Consider the following 20,143-nt stretch of genomic DNA (forward strand, 5'->3'; position numbering starts at 1 on the left):
GGAATGCCGGCGGCGATAACGGCGGCGATGATCATGCAGACGATACCCTTGAGTGGGAAGCACATGAGCAGCAGGCCCACGACCATGACCGGCTGACGCATGACCGCACCCATCGTCGATGCCGTGCAGACGGCGACGCAAAAGACCGGATCGGCGCCGGTGAGGATGGCCAGTCCGTAGCCCAGGCTTACGCCCGAGAAGATAACCGGGAAGAAGTGACCGCCGCGCCAACCAAGGTTGATGAGGGCGGGGGTCAGCATGGCCTTGACCAGACCGGTCGCGATAAGCACGCCGGCGGGAATGGTCAAGTAGGTTTCCATGAGCACGTCGGCCTGGGTCTCGCCGGCAAACATGGTGTAGGGCAGGACCGTGCCGCAGATGGCGAGCGCCAGACCGGCTAGCATGGCCTTGACGACAGGACGCTCCCCTATTGCATGGGCAAGCGCTTCGCTCGCGTGCTCGGAGACAAAGTACAGCCAGCCGCAAGCGGTGCCAACCAACGCCAGCGGAATGAGCCAGGTAAGTTCCAGGTTGCCCACCTCGGCGGACTCGAACCTGGGCATGCCCATGCCGCCGCCCATGAGCTGGCCGAGCAGCAGATAGGTGCCCAGGCCGCCGGCAATCGCAATGCCGTAGACCACCGTCTTTTGCGCCTTGGGCAGCTTGATGGTGATCTCGCCGGACGTGGACTCATCGTCGGCGTCTTCGCCCTGGCCGTCGGCGCTACCGGCAAGCGGCGCCACAAAGCCAAACACGGGCGCGGTAAAGAGCGCCGTCAGGGCAGCCTGGGTGCCTAGCAGTGTAAGCTCCCTAAACTCGGCGCCAAAGCGACGCATGCGGTCGCCGACCCAGCTGCACAGACCAGCGATAACGCCGGTCAGGCCGGCCTCCGGTCCAATGCTTCCGCCAAACAGCAGCGGCAGCAATGCCGCGAGCGAAAGCTTGCCCAGGTTGTCGTACGGGTAGCGCCCGTCTTGCTTAACCTTAGCCATCACCTGGTTGAGGTCATCGGTCTTGGTGCCTGTCATCTTTTCGTACAGACCGATTAACAGGCCGCCCAGCAGGCAGACAAAAAACGGGTACGGCAAAAAGCCAAACGGGCCGCTGGCAAGCTCGGGCGAAGAGACGCCCAGCGCGTGCGGAATCTCGGTCCATAGATAGTCGATACCGTGCTCCATCGCAAAGAAGAACAGCCAGACCGCGGCACCTGCAAACGCACCGGTCACGGAAACGCTACCTAAAAACAGCGCGCGGTTTGTGGGTTTGGCAAGGTTATCCATCGGGTCCTCCCGCGGTCAAAGTCGACATAGATGCGTTTTATTGTAGAGCGAGCGTTGCCCGGACGAGCCAACCATCTGCGCCGCAAACGGCACCATTGGGAGTCGTAGTGGGGCAGGCTCAAGACTTATCTGTTGATAATCGAGGCAATCTCGCGCAAATCGTCGGCAAAGTAGATGCCGTGCTGGCGCTGCGGGCTCGATAAGCCCTTATCGATCATGTGCCCGAGTAGCGCCTTGAGGTCGTTGTAGTAACCGCCCAGGTTATACAGGATGCACGGAGCACTCAGGTGCCCCAACGACACCGCGGACATCACCTCGGCAATCTCCTCGAGCGTGCCCGTCCCACCGGGAAAGGCAATGAATGCATCGCCGAGCTCGATCATCTTGGCCTTGCGCTCGGCCATGTCGCTCGTCACGATAAGATCGTCGATACCGTCGTGTTGAAACTCGGCCTCGATAAAAAAGCTCGGCTCCACACCCGTCACGTGTCCGCCTGCCTCGAGCACGCTATCGGCGAGCGCGCCCATCAGTCCCGACTTGGACCCGCCGTATACCAGCGCGTGGCCGTTGGCGCCAATCCAGTCGCCCAGCTCCTGCACTGCGGGCAGAAACGCCGGGTCGTTGCCGACGTTCGCGCCCAGGTATACCGTGATATTCATTTAGCCCCCCTCTAGCGCTGGCGTCGGCGATATTCGCGCACGCGGCGTGACAGATCGGCGAGTTCACCGCGATCGAGATCTTCCAAATGTTCAAGATCGTCCATAAAGCGCGCCATGGTGTCCTTTTGACGCATCTTGATAAGCGTATTGCAGTAGTTCACCGCCACGCCCGTGAGCATGGCGATGTAGAAGATGCTGATGACGCTCAGAATGACGGTAATAGCGCGGGCAACCGGTGTCTCGGCCGGAATGTCGCCAAAGCCGATGGTCGAGACCGTCTCAAAGCTAAACCAGAGACCATCGCCAAACGTGAGGGTCGTAGGCTCGGACAGCCAGACGGCCGTCGAGCACAGCAGATAGAAAATAAGAAACAGGCCCGTGATGCGTGCAAAGCCAGCCTGTCGCAGCACATCGGCAAGCGTCCTGAGCTTTTTCATCGCGACCCCTTCCACGGACAACCAATCACATTCGCTCGGTATTGTCCCACGCCTCCCCCGCAAACGAAACTAGTCATTGGGGACGCTCTTAAATAACTAGTCAAACAAGAACGTCCCCAATGACTAGTCGTTAAGTCCCCAACTGCCGGGCGGGACCGTTTAGCGGTGCAGCTGCCGACTGGGCAGGCTGAGCTGGTATCCTTATGCGGTAATGTCTCGATTCGTTAGGATTGCATGTGAGAGCTGCCGCTGTCCTTCGTTCAGTTATATATCGCACCCTGGCCGTCGCGCTTGCCGCGCTTGCCGTACTGAGCACCATCATGCCCGCCCCCGCCTTTGCCGCCGACTCCGATCAGTCAGTCAAGACGGTCCGCGTTGGTTGGCTCGTCAACAACGAGGGCTTCCAGGACGGCACCCCCGGCGAGCGTCTCTCGGGATGGGGTTACGAGTACCTCCAGACCCTGTCGTACTACACGCCCGGCTGGCGGTACGAATACGTCTCCGGCACCTTCACCGAGCTTATGGACATGCTCGAGGCAGGTGAGATCGACCTCATGCCCAACATCTCCTACTCCGAGAAACGCGCCCAAAAGCTGCTCTTTTCCTCGAACCCTGAGGGCACCGAGCGCTACTACATCTACGCCAAGCCCGATCGCGACGATCTGGCCAAGGGTGACCCCCAAGCGCTCCAAGGCCTCACCATCGGCTACAACCCCGACGTTATGCAAACCTTCGTTGGCCAGCAGTGGCTCACCAACGAAGGAATCACCTGCACATACAGGGAGTATGACGGAGGCTCCGTTCTCTTTGGCGCGCTCACAAACGGCGAGGTCGACGCCATCATCATGAACGACACGCTCTCGTCGCCCGATGCGTCACCCATGTTCTACGTTGGTTCGAGCGACTACTACCTTGCCGTCCCCAAAAGCCGCCCCGACCTAAGGGACGACATCAATGCCGCCATGTCGGCAATCGCCCGCGTCAACCCACGCTATATCGACGAAGTCAAATCTAACTACTCGGCCCAAAACAGCGGTTCATCATCGCTCAACGGCCCCGAACGTTCCTGGCTCGAAGCAAATGACAACACCATCACGCTCGGCTACATTACGGGCAAACTCCCCTACTGCAACGAAGACGAAGACGGCAAAATGGAAGGTTCGCTCGCATCGCTTGCGACGACGTTGCACGATAAATTTGGCATTACGGTCAAAACCGTCGCCTTTGATAACTACAAGATGATGTCAAAGGCCCTGTCAAAGGGAAGCATCGACGTTGCGCTGCCGGTATACCGAGATTACTGGGTTGCCGAGCAATCAGGCGTTGTGCAGTCGGCATCGTTGGGGACCGTGTCCCTCACCGCCATCCACACCGGCAGCGACCTGAACAAAGACCTTCAGAACATCGCCTGTACCAAATCATCGTTTGTCAACAAAAATGCACTTGAAAGCCTGTTTCCCACAGCGACCGTGACCGAATACCAATCCGACGATGAAGCGTTCGACGCCCTCAGGAAGGGAACGGCGCACTGCATCGTCGCTCCCAGCTCACGCATAAAAACCATCGGCGACCGTTATGATCTCGAAGGTTACGAGACGGCCGAGCTCCCTGACACCTGTGACCTCGCGTGCTGGATTTCGCGCGGCAAGCCCGAACTGCTGGGAATCATTAACAAGGGCATCATCAATGCCGGAGAATCGCTCTCCGCAAGTAATTACTCCTCCACGTCGTACACGGCCCAGGAATCCAACACGCTTCAATTCCTTTATCGCAACCGTGCCGCCGTTGCAGCTGCCCTCATCGGTATGTTGTCGGTCGGTATCGTCCTGCTCATCTGGGCGCTCGTGCGCGCTCGAACCGAGCGCAAAAAAGCCGACGCTGCCAACGCCGCTAAGACGGCATTCCTCACGCGCATGAGCCACGACATCCGAACGCCGCTCAACGGTATCCTGGGCCTTATCGAGATCGAGGAATTGAAGGAAGGCGATATCCAGGTCGCCCGCGAGAGCCGTGCCAAGGCGCGCGTTGCCGCCAATCACCTGCTCTCGCTGATCAACGACATCCTCGAGATGGGCAAAATCGAAGACCGCAAGCTAACACTGGAGCATGCGCCTTTTAACCTCAAAGAGCTCTGTGACGATACACTGGTGCTGTGCAAGCTCCGCGCGTCCAGTAACGCCATCACAATGCAGGACAATAGTCTGCCGTACGCCACGGGGCCATACATGATCGGCAGTCCCACCCATATCCGACAGATCATGATCAACCTGTTAGACAACAGCATTAAGTACAACAAGCACGGCGGCTCCGTCACCTTTAGCTCAAATACCAAGCCACTCGATAACGGGCGCGCGCTCTTTTGCTTTAGCGTTTCGGATACCGGCATTGGTATGACTCCCAAGTTTTTAAAGCATATCTATGAGCCGTTTGCCCAAGAAGGTGACGATGCGCGCAGCAAGTTCCAAGGAACCGGCATGGGCATGCCAATCGTCAAGTCGCTTATTGAACTGATGGGCGGCACCATCGAAGTCACCAGTGAGCTCCATGTGGGCACCTCGTTCTACGTGGAGATTCCGCTCGATATCGACGAGAATCCCCAGGCGCGGGCGAATACGGTTGAGAGTGCGCCCGACTGCTCGCTCGCCGACATGAACGTGCTGCTCGTCGAAGACAACGAATTGAATGCCGAGATTGCCCAGGCGCTGCTAGAATCCGAGGGCATCGTGGTCACCCGCGCCGCCAACGGCAACGAAGTCGTCGATCTGTACCTGTCGCATCCCGCCGGCAGCTTCGATGCCATTTTGATGGACATCATGATGCCGGACATGGACGGCTACGAGGCAACCCGCGTGATTCGTCTGAGCGAGAAGGTCGATGCAGCCGATATCCCCATCATCGCGCTCACCGCCAACGCCTTTGCCGAAGACGCCAAGGCGGCACACGACGCCGGCATGAACGCCCATCTGTCCAAACCGCTCGACTTTAACAAGCTCAAAAACATACTCGCCCGCATCAAGAAAAACGGATCCGTTTCGCTATAGTTTGTGCTCAACTACCACGCACGACCAGAAAGGAAGCCAACGATGTTTAGGCCCTTACGTCGAAAGAAACGCGCCATCACCGACGAGGAAGCGCGCGAGCTGCTCGCTACCTGCAAGCGCGGCGTCTTTGCCGTCAACGGCGACGATGGCTACCCGTACGCCATTCCCGTCAACTACTTCTTTGACACCGAGCACGACAAGATTTATTTCCATGGCGCCAAGGCCGGCCACAAGGTCGATTCACTCAAGCGCGATGACAAGGTCTGCTTTACCGTTTACGGCAACGAGTGGTACAAGGACGGTGACTGGGCTCCCTACGTTATGAGTACCGTGGTTTTTGGCCGCTGTCGCCTGGCGAATGACACCCCCGCGTTTATCGAGGACAAAGTCCGCCAGCTCGCCCTTAAGTACTACCCTTCTGCCGAAGAAGTCGAAGAGGAAATCGCCAAGGACATCAAGGGCGTCCAGCTCTACGAGATTTCGATTGAGCATCTCTGCGGCAAGCAGATTCAGGAAAAGTAAGCCCCTCAGCAGGCCTCATCAATAACAATATGGCCTGGTTCCAACCCACCTTGGAACCAGGCCATATGCTTATAGAGCGTCGGCGGCTATGTGCGCAAGCGCCTCAATGAGCTCCTGCGAGCTCACGGGTTTACTCAGGTGCGCGTTCATGCCCGCCTCACGCGAAAGCCTGCGGTCGTCGGCAAAGGCGTTGGCGCTCACGGCGATAATCGGCGTGGTCGCGGCATCCTCGCGATCGAGTGCTCGAATCTGACGTGTGGCCTCAAGGCCATCGATGCCCGGCATCATGATGTCCATCAACACCACGTCGTACTCGTGCGGTGCGCTCGCGGCAAACGCCTCGACGGCAGACTCGCCATCCTTAGCATGCGTCACGACGGCACCGGCACGGCTGAGCGTAAACTGCGCGATCTCGGCATTCAGATCGTTATCCTCTACGAGCAAAACGCGCAAGCCCTGGAGCGCATCGCCATCGCCCGCCTCCACGCGCACTGCCTGAGGAATCTCGGAGCGGTCGCACTTCTCGAACGGCAGGCGGATGGTAAACGTCGTCCCCTGCCCCAAGACGCTCGTAAAGCTCATGGTTCCACCCATAAGCTCAACCAACTGTTTTGCGATAGGCGCGCCCAGTCCAGTTCCCGACGAAGCGCCTTCCACCTGCTGTTCCTCGCGGCAAAACGGCTCGTAGAGGCGCTGTTGGAACTCCTCGCTCATGCCAATACCGTTGTCGGCGATCGTGTATTCATAGACGGGGACGCCATCCGCTGGCTCCACCTCGCGGCACACCAGGCGGACATAGCCGCCCTGGCGGTTGTACTTGACGGCATTGCCGGCAATATTGAGCAACAAACGCTTGAGGTGCGTCACGCTCACCCGCGCATAGGGATGATTAAGCGTCTGCTGGTCGGAGATAATTGTCACCAGACGCTCCTCGGCCTGGCGCTCCAGAATATCGCGCACTTCACAGTTGAGGGCCACCAAATTTATGGGCACGAGGTTCAGGTCGACCTGCCCGCTCTCCAGGCGACTCATATCGAGCGCCTCGTTGGCAAGGTCGAGCAGCAGTCCCGATGCCGTCCAGATTTTTGAGCGGCACTCAGCCTGCTTTTGCAGATCGTCCGCATTGGCATCGCCAACCTCGACCATGCCGCGAATGCCGTTGATGGGCGTGCGCAGATCGTGGCTCATGCGACGCAGAAACTCCGTCTTTGCCGAGTTGGCAGACGAGGCCTCACGCGCCGCCTTTGCCAGCTTGTCGCCATAGTCGCGCTCCTGCTGCAGCAAGTCCGTCAAACGTCGACGATCAGCGCGGCGACGCACCGTCACAACAACGGCTATAACACCGCTGTAGAGCACCAGCACGCCGGCAGCAACAGCCGCGACGACCTCAAAGTAGCGCTGCGCCGAGGCATAGGTGTACACATAGAATTTGTGCGCTTTTCCAAATGTGCCCAAATACCACTCGCCGTCGGCGTTAACCAATCTGACCTTACCAGCCAGGCATCGATCCTTAATACCGTCGACAATGAAGGCATCCGTCACAGGCAGATCGAACACGCCCAATACGGTGGGTTCAACGGCATTGGTCGCAACGACCTTGCCGTCGCTTTCGATCACGATATTGCCGCTATCGATGGTTTCATAGCCATCAAGCAAGCTCTGCAGTTTGAGTGTATTGCTTACAACCGCCTTCGCGCTCTGATGCCTTACCGCGATAACGATGCCCTCGCCATCCTGCCGAGTCACGCAGCCAATGTCTGCGACCGAATCATCCGCAAGCGTGATGCGGGCGGTATAGGACTTAAGCGGATGAGTTGCCACCTCAAGCACGGGTGATTCTTTGAGATACGTAGCGAGCGACCCGTAGTCCACATCGCCCGTCGAGGACTCGGACACCAAATTGCCCGATGCGTCCGTCACGATCAGCGCGCTCACGTTGAACTGATCGGCATATTGCTCCAGCATGGCGTTATCCACCGAACCGTCGCGCTCCATATCGCGAGCCGCCTCTCCGGCAATCTCCATAACGCGAATCAGGTTTTTGGTCGTATAGGCGCTGTTAAATGCATCGTAGGAAAGGCTCTGCGTCGCCACGTAATCGACAACGTCGGCAAAGCGCTGCTCGGCTTGGGCCGTCGTGTAACCGTAGCTCATCATGCCGGCAACAACCGAGAGCGCTATCCCCAGCAGAGCGACAAGGAGCCATGCCCCTGCCGAACGATTGCCCCGCTCCTGAGCAGCGTGGTCGGGCGCATCGATCATGACAGGCCCTCCATATTCAAAAATGGCGAAGGATCATCGAAGTACTTTGACACCAGGCGTTCCATGGTGCCATCGGCAAGCATTTCTTGGTAGGCATGAGTGAGCTTGACGTCGATGCCACGCGTATCGTTGATATCGAAAGCGGTGCCCAAACCGACCTCTAGCAGCGGCTCATCCAAAATGCGATATGTCACACCATAGTCTTTTTCGTAGGTGAGGAACGAGGACTCATGCGCGGCGATAGCGTCGACCAGGCCCTCGACGAGCGCCGGGTTCAGGTATGAACCGTCCGAAAAGCTGTAGAGTTCCTTGATCTGCGGAACGTTTTCATTTGTGCGATTGAGCAAAATGTCCTCGGGCTTGGTGGTGGACTGAACCGCCACGATCTTATCCTCAAGATCGGCAAGCGTGTAGATATCGCTCTGGAGATCGACCGCGACCATCTGGCGGCTCGCAAGGTACGGGCCGGCCCAACGATACTCGTTTTCGCGACCCGTCATGCTAAAGCTGCCCATGACGCAATCGAGCTCGCCGCTCGCCAGCAGCTCTTTCTTCTTTTCCCAATCGATCAGCTGGTACTTTGGCTTGTAACCAATGCGGGCCAAAGCCTCGGTTAGCATCTCGACATCCAGGCCAACGATATCGCCGTACTCATCGGTATACACAAACGGTGGATAGAGGTCGCTGCCAACGTTGAGCGTCTTAAGATTGTCGTCCTGGACCTGCGAGGCCTCCAGGCCTTTTGATGCAGACGTCGATGCCTCGTCATTCGACCCGGAGCAGCCAGCTATCGCTACGACAAAAGCGCTCGCCACTGCAAGCGCAACAAACAACGAAATGGCAACCGAGCGACGGGATCTTTTCATCGAGCTCCATACGATCCTGTTTACAGACTGAAATGGATAAAGATAATAGCAAACAAAACCACACGAGCACCCAATTGTTACAGACGCTTTACCGTGTGGGGCCTTCCAGCCGACTTGGCAGAAGACCCCGCATGCAGTGCTCACTTACCGTGCATTAAAAACGTAGCGGTCCAGGCGGTCGCACGCTTCCTTTACGCGCGAAAGCGGCAGCGCCAGATTCACGCGAATGTGGCAGGGCCCGTGGAACGGACGACCGTCCTGATACCCCACGCCCACGCGCGCCCCCTCGTCGAGCAGCCACTGAATATCGCGGCCATGTTCGCGGCACCACTCGGTGCAGTCCAGAAACACCATGTACGTGCCCTGCGGACGCGAATAAGACACGCCCTCAAAATGCTCGTCCACGTAATCGCAGAAGTACTCGATATTGCCGGCAAGCACCTGGTTGAGTTCGTCCACCCACTCGTAGCCTTGCGGCTGGTAGGCACCGATAAGCGCATGCATGGAGAGGACATTCATCTCGTTGTAGTGGGTCTTGTTGGACACGGCGCAGATGCGGTCACGCAGCGTCTCGTTGTAGACAATGTGGTAGCTGCCGACAAGGCCCGCCAGGTTAAACGTCTTGCTCGGCGCATAGAGGGCAACCGTGCGCATGCGGGCATCCTCGCTCACCGACTGCGTCGGGATGTGCTTGTGCCCCGGCAGGATGATATCGGACCAAATCTCGTCCGAAATCACCACGCAATCGTGCTGGCGATAGATGTCCATGGCGCGCTCGATTTCGTCGCGCTCCCATACGCGGCCGCAGGGATTGTGCGGCGAGCAGAACACCGCGGCATGGATGTGGTTTTGGGCGAGTTTGCACTCCATGTCCTCAAAGTCCATGCGCCACACGCCCTGATCGTCGAGCTTAAGCGGGCTATGGACAATACGATAGCCCGCGGCCTCAATGGACTTGGTAAAGCCGATGTAGGTGGGGCTGTGGACCAGCACCGCATCGCCCGGCTGGACATACGCGCGCAGCGTCGACACGACACCGCCCAGCACGCCGTTTTCGTAACCGATATGTTCAGGGCGCAGGCCCTCGACGCCATTGCGGCGGCTCTGCCATTCGATGATGCGGTCGAAATACTCGGAGCGCGGATTGAAATAGCCAAACATGGGGTGCTGGGCGCGCTGAATGATGTGTTCCTGGACCGTGGGCACCGTGGCAAAGTTCATGTCGGCCACCCACATGGGAATGCGGTCGAAGCCCTCGTCGGGTGCGTTCGGGGCCATACCGGGGATCTCACCCCAAGAGTCAACGGCGATGGCGTCCATGCCGTGGCGGTCGATGATTGAAGTGAAGTCGTATTTCATGCTGGACTCCCGTGCAAAGTTGATTGTTTTGGTAGGCGTTATTGTCCACCAGCGTGGGCGGTTTTGGCGCGGGGTTTGGCGCTTAATTTGACGGGTGCGGACGAATGGCTGGTTAGTCTTGCGCGTCGTTGACGGCAACTACGGTTAGCTGGGTTTCATCGACCGTAAACGATATGTCGAGCCCGGCGTAAGCCAGATGATAGACGCGGTGTGGCTCGTGCTTGCTGCCCGCGCGGCGCGGGTCTTGGCGAAGGACCTCGACCAAGCCGAGGAGCTTTGCGGGCGGGACCATATCCTGCAGTGCTTGCGGAAACTCAACATCGAGCTCTTGCCACGGAGCATCCTCGATCCAGCCTCCGGTCGCATCCGGGTGGCAGTCCGCAAACGGAATGTAGGGCTTGATGTCGTAGATGGGCGTACCGTCGCGCAGGTCGGCCCCCAACACATGGATGATGGGGCCATCGTCGGTGAGCTCGACACGATCAAGCTTGACGCAGGTGAGCCCGATGGGATTAGGGCGAAACGGACTGCGCGTGGCAAACACTCCCACACGTTCGGCTCCGCCCAGACGCGGCGGGCGCACGGTTTTCGACCATTTTGCGTTGGTGCCGGACCTGTCCTGCGTTTTAGCGTCGACGGCAATATCCTTAGCCGTGCCGCCGGGCGTTCCGTTTTCGAAGCGCCACAGCAGCCACAGGTGAGAGAAGGAGTCCAGGCCCTCAACCGCTGCATTGGAGGCAAATTCCGGCTCAAAAAAGATTCGTCCCTGCAGATGGGGCGCCAAAAAGCTGTTGCGCGGAATGCCGAACTTCTGCGGCAGGTCGGTATGTATGCGTGCGATAGGTTCCATGCCGGTCATTGTACGGCATGGAGGCGTGGGGCGTTGCGCGCAATTCTTCGCCGCGGTCCCCCGTCGTGCAACCAACGGTTGCTTGGAAGGGCGCCTGCCGCCGCGTATGCTTAAGCCATCAACCAGCAGAAAGGAGCCGCTATGGCCTTTGCAGAAAAGCTCATTGCTGTCCGTCGCGCCCATCACCTTACCCAAGAGCAGCTTGCCGCTAAGCTCTTCGTCACACGCCAGGCCATCAGCCGGTGGGAGCGCGGCGAGGTCACACCGGGCATCGACATGATGAAGCTCATCGCCGCCGTAACCGGAGAACCGCTGTCCCACCTGCTCGAAATGCCTGAGCACTATTGCCAGAGCTGCGGCATGATACTCACGCCCGACGACTGCGGCACCGATGCCACGGGCACCGCGACCGATCATTACTGCAAGTGGTGCTACGACCACGGCAAGTACACCTATGACACCACCATGGAGGCAATGATTGAGGATTGTGCCCCGCGCCTGGCACAAAACACCGGCATGTCGCTCGACGAAGCCGTCTCGCTCATGGGCGCCGTCCTGCCGCAACTGGAGCGCTGGCGCACCGTGCAGGAAAACGAGGCGCGCTACGGTGCCGAGGCGCGGGCGCGCTACGGCGATGAGGCTATCGATGCAGCAAACGAAGCGTTGCTGGACATGGACCCCGAGACATGGAACGACATGAAGGAACTTGAACGCGCTATTCTGGGCCAGCTCTCAATTGCCATGGGCATTGGCGACCCAGAGAGCAACGAGGCTCGTAAGCTTGTCGCGATGCATCGTCGCTGGATTGCTCTCAACTGGGGATGCGAGCCCCAAGACGAGGCGTACCTGGGCCTCGCCCACGGTTATCTTGCCGACCAGCGCTTTGTTGACTACTACGACAAGCCCTGCGCCACCGGAGCCACGGCGTTTCTGGTCCAGGCCATCGAGTCTTCGTTGACGCGCGCATAGACCGCGGCGGCTTTGGGTATTTCAATCAAAACCTCAACCGATTGGAGACCTATGGCTACTAATCACGAGCTCGCGCTGTACGTTATGACCGGCTGCCCGTATTGCATGAAGGTCAAGCGATTCCTGGCCGATAACGGTGTGACCATCCCCGAGCGCAATATCTCGACCGATACCGAAGCCGAGCAGACACTCATCGCCGTCGGCGGAAAGCGCCAGGTTCCCTGCTTGTTCATCGACGGCAAGCCGCTCTACGAGTCGAGCGACATCATCGCATGGGTACAGAAGAACCTGCTCTAGCGTGAGAGTACTCATCGGGGACGTTCTTAAATGACTAGTCGTTAAAAAACGTCCCCAACGACTAACTAGCCGTGGAAGCGGGCTATGGGTGCAAGTGGCTGCTCGCGAAAGACGCGCTCGACGGCGGCTCGGTATTCGTCGACCTTTTTGGTCTTACGCACGAGTTTGTGAACGGTAGTGGGGTCGGCGAAGGCGCATTTGACGTAGAACCACCACTCCTTCATGCGAAAGACCGCGTTACCGCCAATCTCTTCTGCATATGCCGCAAACAGCGTGTCGTGGAAGCGCTGCAGCTCAGCAGCCGTTGCAGCAGGGCCGCCCTTGACCATGCGAGCCAGAGCGGGGTTCGCGAGCAGGCCACGCCCCAACATCACATGGCGCGTGCCGGGATAGGCCTCCACCAGCGCGTCCATATCCTCAAGATCAAAAATGTCACCGTTATAGGCCACGGGGAACGGCGCACGCTCCAGCGTCTCGCCATAAAACTCTTTGCGCGGCAAGCCCGTATAGCGGTCCTTCTGTACGCGCGGATGCACGATCAGCTCTGCCAACGGCATGCGGCAATACAGATCGAGCACGCGCTCGTATTCGTCGTCATTCTCCAGCCCCAGCCTGGTCTTTACCGACACCGGCAACGGCGACCGCTCGCACACATCGCTTAAGAACGCCTCGAGCTCGTCGAGATTGCGCAAGAAACCCGAGCCCTTGCCCTTGGCGACAACCGTTCCCGAAGGGCAACCCAGGTTGAGATTGACCTCGCGGTAGCCCATGTCGGCGAGCACCTGTGCCGCCCACACAAACTCGTCTGCGTTCTTGGACATCAGCTGAGGCACCACGTTGAGCCCCTGGTTATTGGCAGGATCGATCTCCTTAAACGCCTTGCCGCCAAAGCGGTTTCCCACCCGCGGCGGCGGCAAAAACGGCGTGTAATAGCAATCGAGCGCACCGAAGCACTCCGCATGCACGCGACGGAACACATGCCCGGTAATCCCCTCCATAGGGGCCAGCGATAGAATCATCAACATCTACTCTCAGATCAATGCGGCAAAGGGACTGCCCCTTTGTCACATGCATTATGCCTTGTGCTTCAGATGATTCACAAGGCAGAGGTAGCTGCTTGACGATAATCACCCTTCCATCCGTCGCCTTACGCAACGAAGGTGAATGCTTTTCCGCGAAGTGAACGGGTGAAATCGGACCCTCGATGCATCGACACTTTGGGAAGGCCAATTCCTGCGGTTTTATCACTCAAATCCTGCGGTTTTAGCGTCGAAAAACGTGGGTGCTTCAGGGGTCCAAATTAGGTCGTTCACTTCTCGGGAAACCATTCACCTTCGATTTACTGGTGCTTATAAACAGCGAGGGGGTCGCCCGGCAGGCGGCCCCCTCGCTTGTTATTCATCCCTCGGCAGCGGTTTCATGCTCCAAAAGACAACGTTCATAATCACGACAACCACCAACACCACGCCGTTGGCCACCCAAAAGCCCATGTTAAGGCCGAGCCACTCCGTGGTGCCAAACAAGTCCATCCAAATCTGCGTCCAGTTCATGCAAACGCTCCTTTCTGCATCAATCCCCCACTACAGCAGCTCGCCGTAGCGCTTGACGTAGGCCTTCTTAAGGCTTGTCGCCAGCGCCATGTACAGCAAGATGCACGGAATCAGGAACAAGAAGTACTCGACAGGCAGGGCGCCCAGACCCAGCGTGGGGCCAAGCGGGCTAAACGGGATCAGCGTGAGCAGCGCGATGCCCGTCATCGTGAGCAGCATCACCGGAGCCGAGGCACGGCTCTGGATAAACGGCAACTTAGGCGTACGGATCATGTGGATGACCAGCGTCTGGCTCCACATAGACTCGACGAACCATCCAGCCTGGAACAGCGCGATGTAGGCCAGCTGCATCTGCTCCAGCGCGGCGCCCGAGTAGACGCTCGCCAGGTCGTTGAACAGCACGCCATGGCTCACGAACAGGGGGCAGAAAACGAAGTACATAAAGATATAGGTCATAAAGTCGAAGATGGAGCTGGTGGGCCCGATCCAGATCATGAACCTGCCAACACTCGAAGCGTCCCAGGTACGCGGCACGCGCAGGAACTCCTCGTCCACGTTGTCCCAGGGAATCGCCAGGCAGCTGCAGTCATAGATCAGGTTGAGCAGGATCAGCTGGATGCTCATCATCGGCAAAAACGGCAGCAGGGCGGATGCGGCAAGCACGCTGAACATATTGCCGAAGTTGGAGCTTGCGGTCATCTTGATGTACTTGATCATGTTGGCGTAGGTCTTGCGCCCCTCGATGATGCCCTCCTCGAGCACCATCAAATCCTTCTCGAGCAAGATGATATCGGCCGACTCCTTGGCCACGTCGACCGCAGTATCGACCGAGATGCCGATGTCGGACGACTTCATGGCCGAGGCGTCGTTGATGCCGTCGCCCATGTAGCCCACCACATGACCGTTTGCACGCAGCACGGACACGACGCGCGCTTTTTGATCGGGCGTAAGCTTGGCAAAGACCTGCACGTCCTCGGCGCGACGAGCGAGCTCGGCGTCGTCCATTGCGGCGATATCGCTGCCGAGCAGCATGTTGTTGACCTCGAGTCCCACCTGCTTGCAGATGGTGCGCGTGACCTTCTCATTGTCGCCGGTCAAGATCTTGGTGGCTACACCGTGGTTGCGCAGCGCCTCGATAGCATCGGCCGTGGACTCTTTGGGCGGATCCAAAAACGCCAGGTAGCCGATCAGCACCATGTCGCGCTCATCATCGGCGCTAAAGGCACCGACAGGCGACGGGTTGGACTTTTGAGCGATTGCCAACACGCGGAAGCCGTCGTCGTTAAGGTCGGCGACCGTTGCCAAAATGCGCTCGCGCACCTCGTCGTCCAGCACGTGAACGCCGCCGTCAATCTCGGCATGCGAGCACACCGACAGCATCTCCTCGACTGCACCCTTGGTGACCATCTGGGTTTTGCCGCTTCGATCGCGCACCACGGTGGTAAGGCGACGGCGCGTAAAGTCAAACGGCACCTCGTCGACCTTCACATAGGCCTCGGAAAGGTCGGTGAGACTCGGGTCGTTTTGCTCCTCTTCCTCGGTGCATTTGATGATCGCCAGATCCATCAGATTCTTGTAGCCCGTCTGGAAATAGCTGTTGAGGTAGGCATGGCGCAGAACGCGCGAATCCTCCTGGCCATCGATGTTCCAGTGATACTCCAGCACCACCTGGTCCTGCGTCAGCGTGCCAGTCTTGTCCGTGCACAGCACGTCCATCGCGCCAAAGTTTTGAATCGAGTTGAGGTTCTTAACGATGGTCTGCTTTTTGCTCATAGCCACGGCGCCCTTGGCAAGGCACGTGGTAACGATCATGGGCAGCATCTCGGGTGTCAGGCCCACGGCGATGCTGATGGCAAACAGGCCAGCATTAAGCCAATCGCCCTTGGTGACGCCGTTAATCATAAAGACAAACGGAACCATCACCATCATAAAGCGGATGAGCACCCACGAGACGCTATTGACGCCTTTGGAAAAGCTCGTCTCTACGGCATCCTCGGACAGGCTCGATGCCATAGAGCCAAACAAGGTCTGCTCGCCCACGCTAAAGGCGAGCGCCGTCGCGCTGCCCGAGATCACACTGCTGCCCATGAGGGCGATGTTCTCGAACGACGTTGCCGAATCGGACTCGGTGCACGTCGCGGGAACCTTCTCGACCGGCTCGCTCTCGCCCGTCAGGCTTGCCTGGCTCACAAAGAGGTCCTTAGCCTCAATGATTCTCACATCGGCGGGAATCATGTCACCGGCGGACAGGTGCACGATGTCACCAACCACCACGTCGTCGATGGGAATCTCGGTCCTAGGGGCATCCTCGCGGGTGACTGTCACGGTGGTCGTAATCATATCGAGCAGCTTTTCGGCCGCGTTGCCGCTGCGCGCTTCCTGGATATAGCGCAGCGTGCCCGAGAGCACGACCATCGTGGTGATGATGATCACCGTCAGCGGGTCAAAGTCTTCGGGCGTGCTGCCCATCATCGACAACGCTGGAAACACCATGTCGGTCGCTGCCGAAATGATGGCCAGGAAAAACAGAATCGCCGTGAAGGGATTGACGAACGCGTCCGCAAGCTTGCGGGCAATCGACTTCTTCTTGCCACGCGTGACCACGTTACGCCCGTTGTCGGCTTCGCTGTGCGCGACCTCGTCGCGATTAAGGCCGCCGAGATTCGAGCCGACCCAGGATAGGGCCTCCGTCAGCGGAATGGTCGCCGCATACTGGATGCGACCCTCCGCGCGATGCCTCATCAGTTCGTTTTGCGCCTGAACCGCAGACGGCGTATGGCGCATAGTCATCTTCTTCAATTGCCTCGCTCCGTTCTATCGATCGGACGCAGGGCGAATCAGCCGCGCGCCCCCATCAAAGTGGACCCGCGCCGGCAACTTCGTCCTGCGTTACTGGTACTGTCACTGCCGCTCACGGTCCTCACCTCTCTTTCGCGTCCGCGACTGTCTACAGAATAGAAAAGCCGCAAGACCGAGCACATGGCTGGTTTCTTGCGGCTTTCTTGCGATTTGGCAAGGATTGTCAAAGTGATTATTTGGATCGATGGGAGCGAATACCCGAAGCGTTACTCGGCCATTTTGTAGCCCACGCCCCATACAGTCAGCAGGTAGTGGGGGTTGTCTGGTTCGGGCTCAATCTTCTTTCGAATTTTGCGGACGAAGGCCATGATGTTGCTGTCATCGAGCAGATACTCGTTTTGCCACACCGCCCGGTAGATTTCCTCTTTGCTAAAGACCGTACCCCGGTTGCTCGCCAAAAAGGCAAGGATGTCGAACTCCTTGGGCGTGAGCGAGACCGGCGCGTCCGACACCTTGACGGTGCGCGAGGCCAGGTCGATCGAAAGCTCGCCGATAACGATGGGTCCAGTGGCGGCACTTGCCTGCGAGCCGGCAACCGCCAGCTCGATAGCAGTCAGCTTGCCCGATGCGATATCGGCAAACACGGGCGCGAGCTCCAGGGCGGCAGCGCTGCCAGACGAGAACAGCGCGCTGCTGAGCTCGGCGGCCTCGGCCGGCGTAATCGCGATGTTGGTTCTGTTGGTACGCATAGAACCGCCCTAGAACAAGCTGCTCGAGCGGGCCAGATAGACCCGCTTGATCGTCGAAGCAACAACAAGATACAACACGCTCAGCAGCGCAACGATGCCCAGATACCATACAGGCAGCGTGGCGAGCCCAAACAGCTGCGCCACCGGACTGAGCGCAAGGAGCGCCGTGACAACGAGCATGACGGCAACCATCACCACGAGCGGTGTGCAAGGACGATCCCCGTCGCGGACACTGCGCGTTCGCAACACCAGGAGCACGAGCGATTCGGTCCATGCGCATTCCAGCAGCCAGCCGGCTTGGAAGGTCGCGATAAAGGCCGCTCGACCCGCCGCGTCGAGCGCGGCAAAGGGCGCGCCGCAGACGGCGGGGCATACGCCCAAGAACAGAATGGCAAACGTAATGATGTCGAAGGCCGAGCTCGCAAAGCCAAAATGAAGCATAAAGCTGCCGAGCCCCTTACCCGACCAGGCCCTGGGGCGGGCAATCTCTGCATCGTCAACGTTATCCCACGAAAGCGCCAGGCAGGTGGCGTCGTAGCACAGATTGAGCAAGAGCAGCTGGGTAGCGGTTGCCGGCACAAAGGGCAGGAAAATGCTCGAGGCGGCAACCGAACAGATATTGCCAAAGTTGGAGCTCGATGCGATACGGATGTACTTGGAGGCATTGGCGAACGAAGTCCTGCCCTCGCTGACGCCCTCGGCGACAACACCCAAGTCGCGCTCGAGCAGCACCAGGTCGGCCACCTTTTTGGATTCGGCCGCAGCCGAGTCCACGACAATGCCGACGTCTGCCGATGTGAGCGCCGGCACGTCGTTCACGCCGTCTCCGATATAGCCGACGATGTGGCCGGAGAGGCGAATCAGGCTAACGATCTGCGCCTTCTGTGCGGGCGTAAGCTCGGCAAACACGCGAGCCTTCCCCACCCGGATCAGCGCTTCGGATTCCTCCATGGCCTGAAGCATGCTGCCGGTGATAACGCTATCGGCGGGAATGCCCAGGCGCGAGCATGTTGAGCGAGCGACCGAAGCCGAATCACCCGTGAGCACGCGCACCTCGACGGAAAGGTTAGACAGCGCCTGCACGGCGGCACGAGCGCTCGCCTTGGGCCGATCGAAAAAGCCCAAAAAGCCGCACAGCACCAGGTCATCCCAGTCCGCCGACGTCGTGCTATAGGCGACGGCGAGCACTTTGATGCCATCGGCGCGCATGTCCTCGGCAACCTCGTAGGCGCTCTGACGGCCATCGGCATCCATGGGCACCAGCTCGCCCTTAAAGTTTGCCCAGGCGCAGCGTGTGCACACGCTTTCAACCTCGCCCTTTACGATGGTCAGATGATTGCCGGGGCGAACCTGTAGCCCCAAACAACCAAGCGCCCCGGGCGTGGCGTCGAGCTTGACACCCGAAGCCTTGGTGACGTGGTCGAAGGGGTCAGAGGCATGCAGTGCAAAGGCGTGGCCAAGGTCTTTCGCGGCAAGGTGCAGCTCGGGTGCCGCGCACGCATCGGCAATGGCCCGATTGAGCTGATTGGCAGCGGCCCCCTGGCTCGTGCTCTCCAGATACGCCAGGTTGAGCGTCTGCTCGCTTTCGTTGCCCAGGATATCGGTGTAGTACTCGAGCGCCGCGGCATCTTCGGTGAGCGTGCCTGTCTTGTCAACGCACACCACGTCCATGGAGCCCAGTGACTCCATGGCGTCAACGTTCTTAACGATGACCTGCTTGTTTTTTAGTCGATGGGCACTGCCCGAAAGGCAAACGCTCGTGACAACCGGCAGCATTTCGGGAACCAGGCCCACGGCCGTGCCCAGGGCAAACAGCAGTGCCTGCGCCCAGTCGCCCAGCACAAAGCCTCGAATCATAATGACAAACGGCAGTACGATGAGCATGCATCTTACCAGGGCGGCGCAGATGCTCTTGGCGCCGGCACCAAACTGTGTGCCCATTCGAGCGCGACGGCGCAAAACGGGCTGCTCATCGGCAATGCGGGCGAGGACGGTTGCCGACGCCTTGCCGTCGACAATGGTCGTTCCCGCGCGAACGGTCTCCCCTTCCCGCTTGGCGGTCTGACCGCTCTCGCCTGTAAGCGACGATTCCGAGACAAGGACCTGGTCGCCCTTGGCAAGGGTCACGTCGACCGGGCAGAGCATGCCGGCATATAGGCGGACGACGTCGCCGGGCACAAGCCGGTCGGCATCAACTTGAATCCAACACGCATCGACGCGTTTCCAAACGGCCGCGTGGTTCGCTTTAAACATATGGCGATCAAAGCTGCGCTTGGCCTCATTTTCGTAAAACAGGCGCACCAGGCCGCCCACCAGCCACATCAAAAAGAGCACAGCTGGCGCGAACACGCCCGTCTGGCCTTCCACCTGCGGCAGGACATCGACCAAAAAAGCCAGCCCGGCAAGCGCAAGCAGCAGCGACGAGAACGGATTAAAGAACGATTTTCTAATCATCGAAGCCTCTTTCTAGCACGGCTTCGATTGTATCCGAGGGCACTCGCCG

At 58.9% G+C, this 20,143-nt stretch carries 16 protein-coding genes; 4 read left to right on the forward strand and 12 right to left on the reverse strand.

What is annotated here, in order from left to right:
- The 3 genes from GPK42_RS06390 to GPK42_RS06400 form a co-directional block, all read right to left on the reverse strand.
- Positions 1-1,280 (reverse strand): chloride channel protein (locus GPK42_RS06390; protein WP_215694367.1); only part of this gene is annotated, 1,280 nt, incomplete at its 3' end.
- A gap of 125 nt (positions 1,281-1,405) precedes the next feature.
- Complete coding sequence (locus GPK42_RS06395; RefSeq protein ID WP_215694300.1) at positions 1,406-1,939, reverse strand: LOG family protein; 534 nt, start codon at positions 1,937-1,939, stop codon at positions 1,406-1,408.
- Positions 1,940-1,950: 11 nt separating this feature from the next.
- Entirely contained in the window at positions 1,951-2,376 is a 426-nt protein-coding gene (locus GPK42_RS06400; RefSeq protein ID WP_215694302.1) for a potassium channel family protein, read from the reverse strand.
- Positions 2,377-2,612: 236 nt separating this feature from the next.
- Here GPK42_RS06400 and GPK42_RS06405 point away from each other — a divergent pair, with 236 nt between their 5' ends.
- Both GPK42_RS06405 and GPK42_RS06410 read left to right on the forward strand, forming a co-directional pair.
- Positions 2,613-5,417: an ATP-binding protein gene (locus tag GPK42_RS06405; protein WP_215694304.1), complete on the forward strand. Its 2,805-nt coding sequence runs from the start codon at positions 2,613-2,615 to the stop codon at positions 5,415-5,417.
- 42 nt (positions 5,418-5,459) lie between these two features.
- Positions 5,460-5,939: a pyridoxamine 5'-phosphate oxidase family protein gene (locus GPK42_RS06410; protein ID WP_215694306.1), complete on the forward strand. Its 480-nt coding sequence runs from the start codon at positions 5,460-5,462 to the stop codon at positions 5,937-5,939.
- A gap of 69 nt (positions 5,940-6,008) precedes the next feature.
- On the opposite strand, the gene GPK42_RS06415 is transcribed toward GPK42_RS06410, so the two are convergent.
- The 4 genes from GPK42_RS06415 to GPK42_RS06430 form a co-directional block, all read right to left on the reverse strand.
- Entirely contained in the window at positions 6,009-8,201 is a 2,193-nt protein-coding gene (locus GPK42_RS06415) for a hybrid sensor histidine kinase/response regulator (protein WP_215694308.1), read from the reverse strand.
- The gene (locus GPK42_RS06420; RefSeq protein WP_215694310.1) at positions 8,198-9,067 is read right to left on the reverse strand and encodes a substrate-binding periplasmic protein; all 870 of its coding nucleotides are present in this window, start codon (positions 9,065-9,067) and stop codon (positions 8,198-8,200) included. The genes GPK42_RS06415 and GPK42_RS06420 overlap by 4 nt, the downstream gene beginning before the upstream one ends.
- 144 nt (positions 9,068-9,211) lie before the next feature.
- A complete protein-coding gene (locus GPK42_RS06425; RefSeq protein ID WP_215694312.1) occupies positions 9,212-10,426 on the reverse strand; it encodes a MalY/PatB family protein in 1,215 nt (404 codons plus the stop codon).
- Positions 10,427-10,538: 112 nt separating this feature from the next.
- Complete coding sequence (locus GPK42_RS06430; protein ID WP_229028242.1) at positions 10,539-11,276, reverse strand: tRNA (N6-threonylcarbamoyladenosine(37)-N6)-methyltransferase TrmO; 738 nt, start codon at positions 11,274-11,276, stop codon at positions 10,539-10,541.
- Between the two features lie 141 nt (positions 11,277-11,417).
- On the opposite strand from GPK42_RS06430, the gene GPK42_RS06435 reads away from it, so the two are divergent.
- The gene (locus GPK42_RS06435) at positions 11,418-12,245 is read left to right on the forward strand and encodes a TipAS antibiotic-recognition domain-containing protein (protein ID WP_195363812.1); all 828 of its coding nucleotides are present in this window, start codon (positions 11,418-11,420) and stop codon (positions 12,243-12,245) included.
- Positions 12,246-12,296: 51 nt separating this feature from the next.
- Positions 12,297-12,542 carry a glutaredoxin family protein gene (locus GPK42_RS06440; RefSeq protein WP_215694314.1) on the forward strand — a complete coding sequence of 82 codons (246 nt, stop codon included), beginning with the start codon at positions 12,297-12,299 and terminating at the stop codon, positions 12,540-12,542.
- A gap of 65 nt (positions 12,543-12,607) precedes the next feature.
- Here the strand turns inward: GPK42_RS06440 and GPK42_RS06445 are convergent, their stop codons facing one another.
- The 5 genes from GPK42_RS06445 to GPK42_RS06465 form a co-directional block, all read right to left on the reverse strand.
- On the reverse strand, positions 12,608-13,561 hold the full coding sequence (locus GPK42_RS06445) for a tRNA dihydrouridine synthase (protein WP_215694316.1): 954 nt from the start codon (positions 13,559-13,561) through the stop codon (positions 12,608-12,610).
- Between the two features lie 375 nt (positions 13,562-13,936).
- Positions 13,937-14,092 carry a hypothetical protein gene (locus tag GPK42_RS06450; protein ID WP_117746131.1) on the reverse strand — a complete coding sequence of 52 codons (156 nt, stop codon included), beginning with the start codon at positions 14,090-14,092 and terminating at the stop codon, positions 13,937-13,939.
- A 30-nt stretch (positions 14,093-14,122) separates the two neighbouring features.
- Positions 14,123-16,882: a magnesium-translocating P-type ATPase gene (gene mgtA / locus GPK42_RS06455; protein ID WP_195503701.1), complete on the reverse strand. Its 2,760-nt coding sequence runs from the start codon at positions 16,880-16,882 to the stop codon at positions 14,123-14,125.
- 275 nt (positions 16,883-17,157) lie between these two features.
- A complete protein-coding gene (locus GPK42_RS06460; protein ID WP_117746130.1) occupies positions 17,158-17,640 on the reverse strand; it encodes a winged helix-turn-helix domain-containing protein in 483 nt (160 codons plus the stop codon).
- Between the two features lie 9 nt (positions 17,641-17,649).
- The gene (locus GPK42_RS06465; RefSeq protein WP_215694318.1) at positions 17,650-20,094 is read right to left on the reverse strand and encodes an HAD-IC family P-type ATPase; all 2,445 of its coding nucleotides are present in this window, start codon (positions 20,092-20,094) and stop codon (positions 17,650-17,652) included.
- Positions 20,095-20,143: the final 49 nt, after the last annotated feature.

It is taken from the genome of Collinsella aerofaciens, assembly GCF_018785265.1.
Taxonomy (GTDB): domain Bacteria; phylum Actinomycetota; class Coriobacteriia; order Coriobacteriales; family Coriobacteriaceae; genus Collinsella; species Collinsella aerofaciens_AI.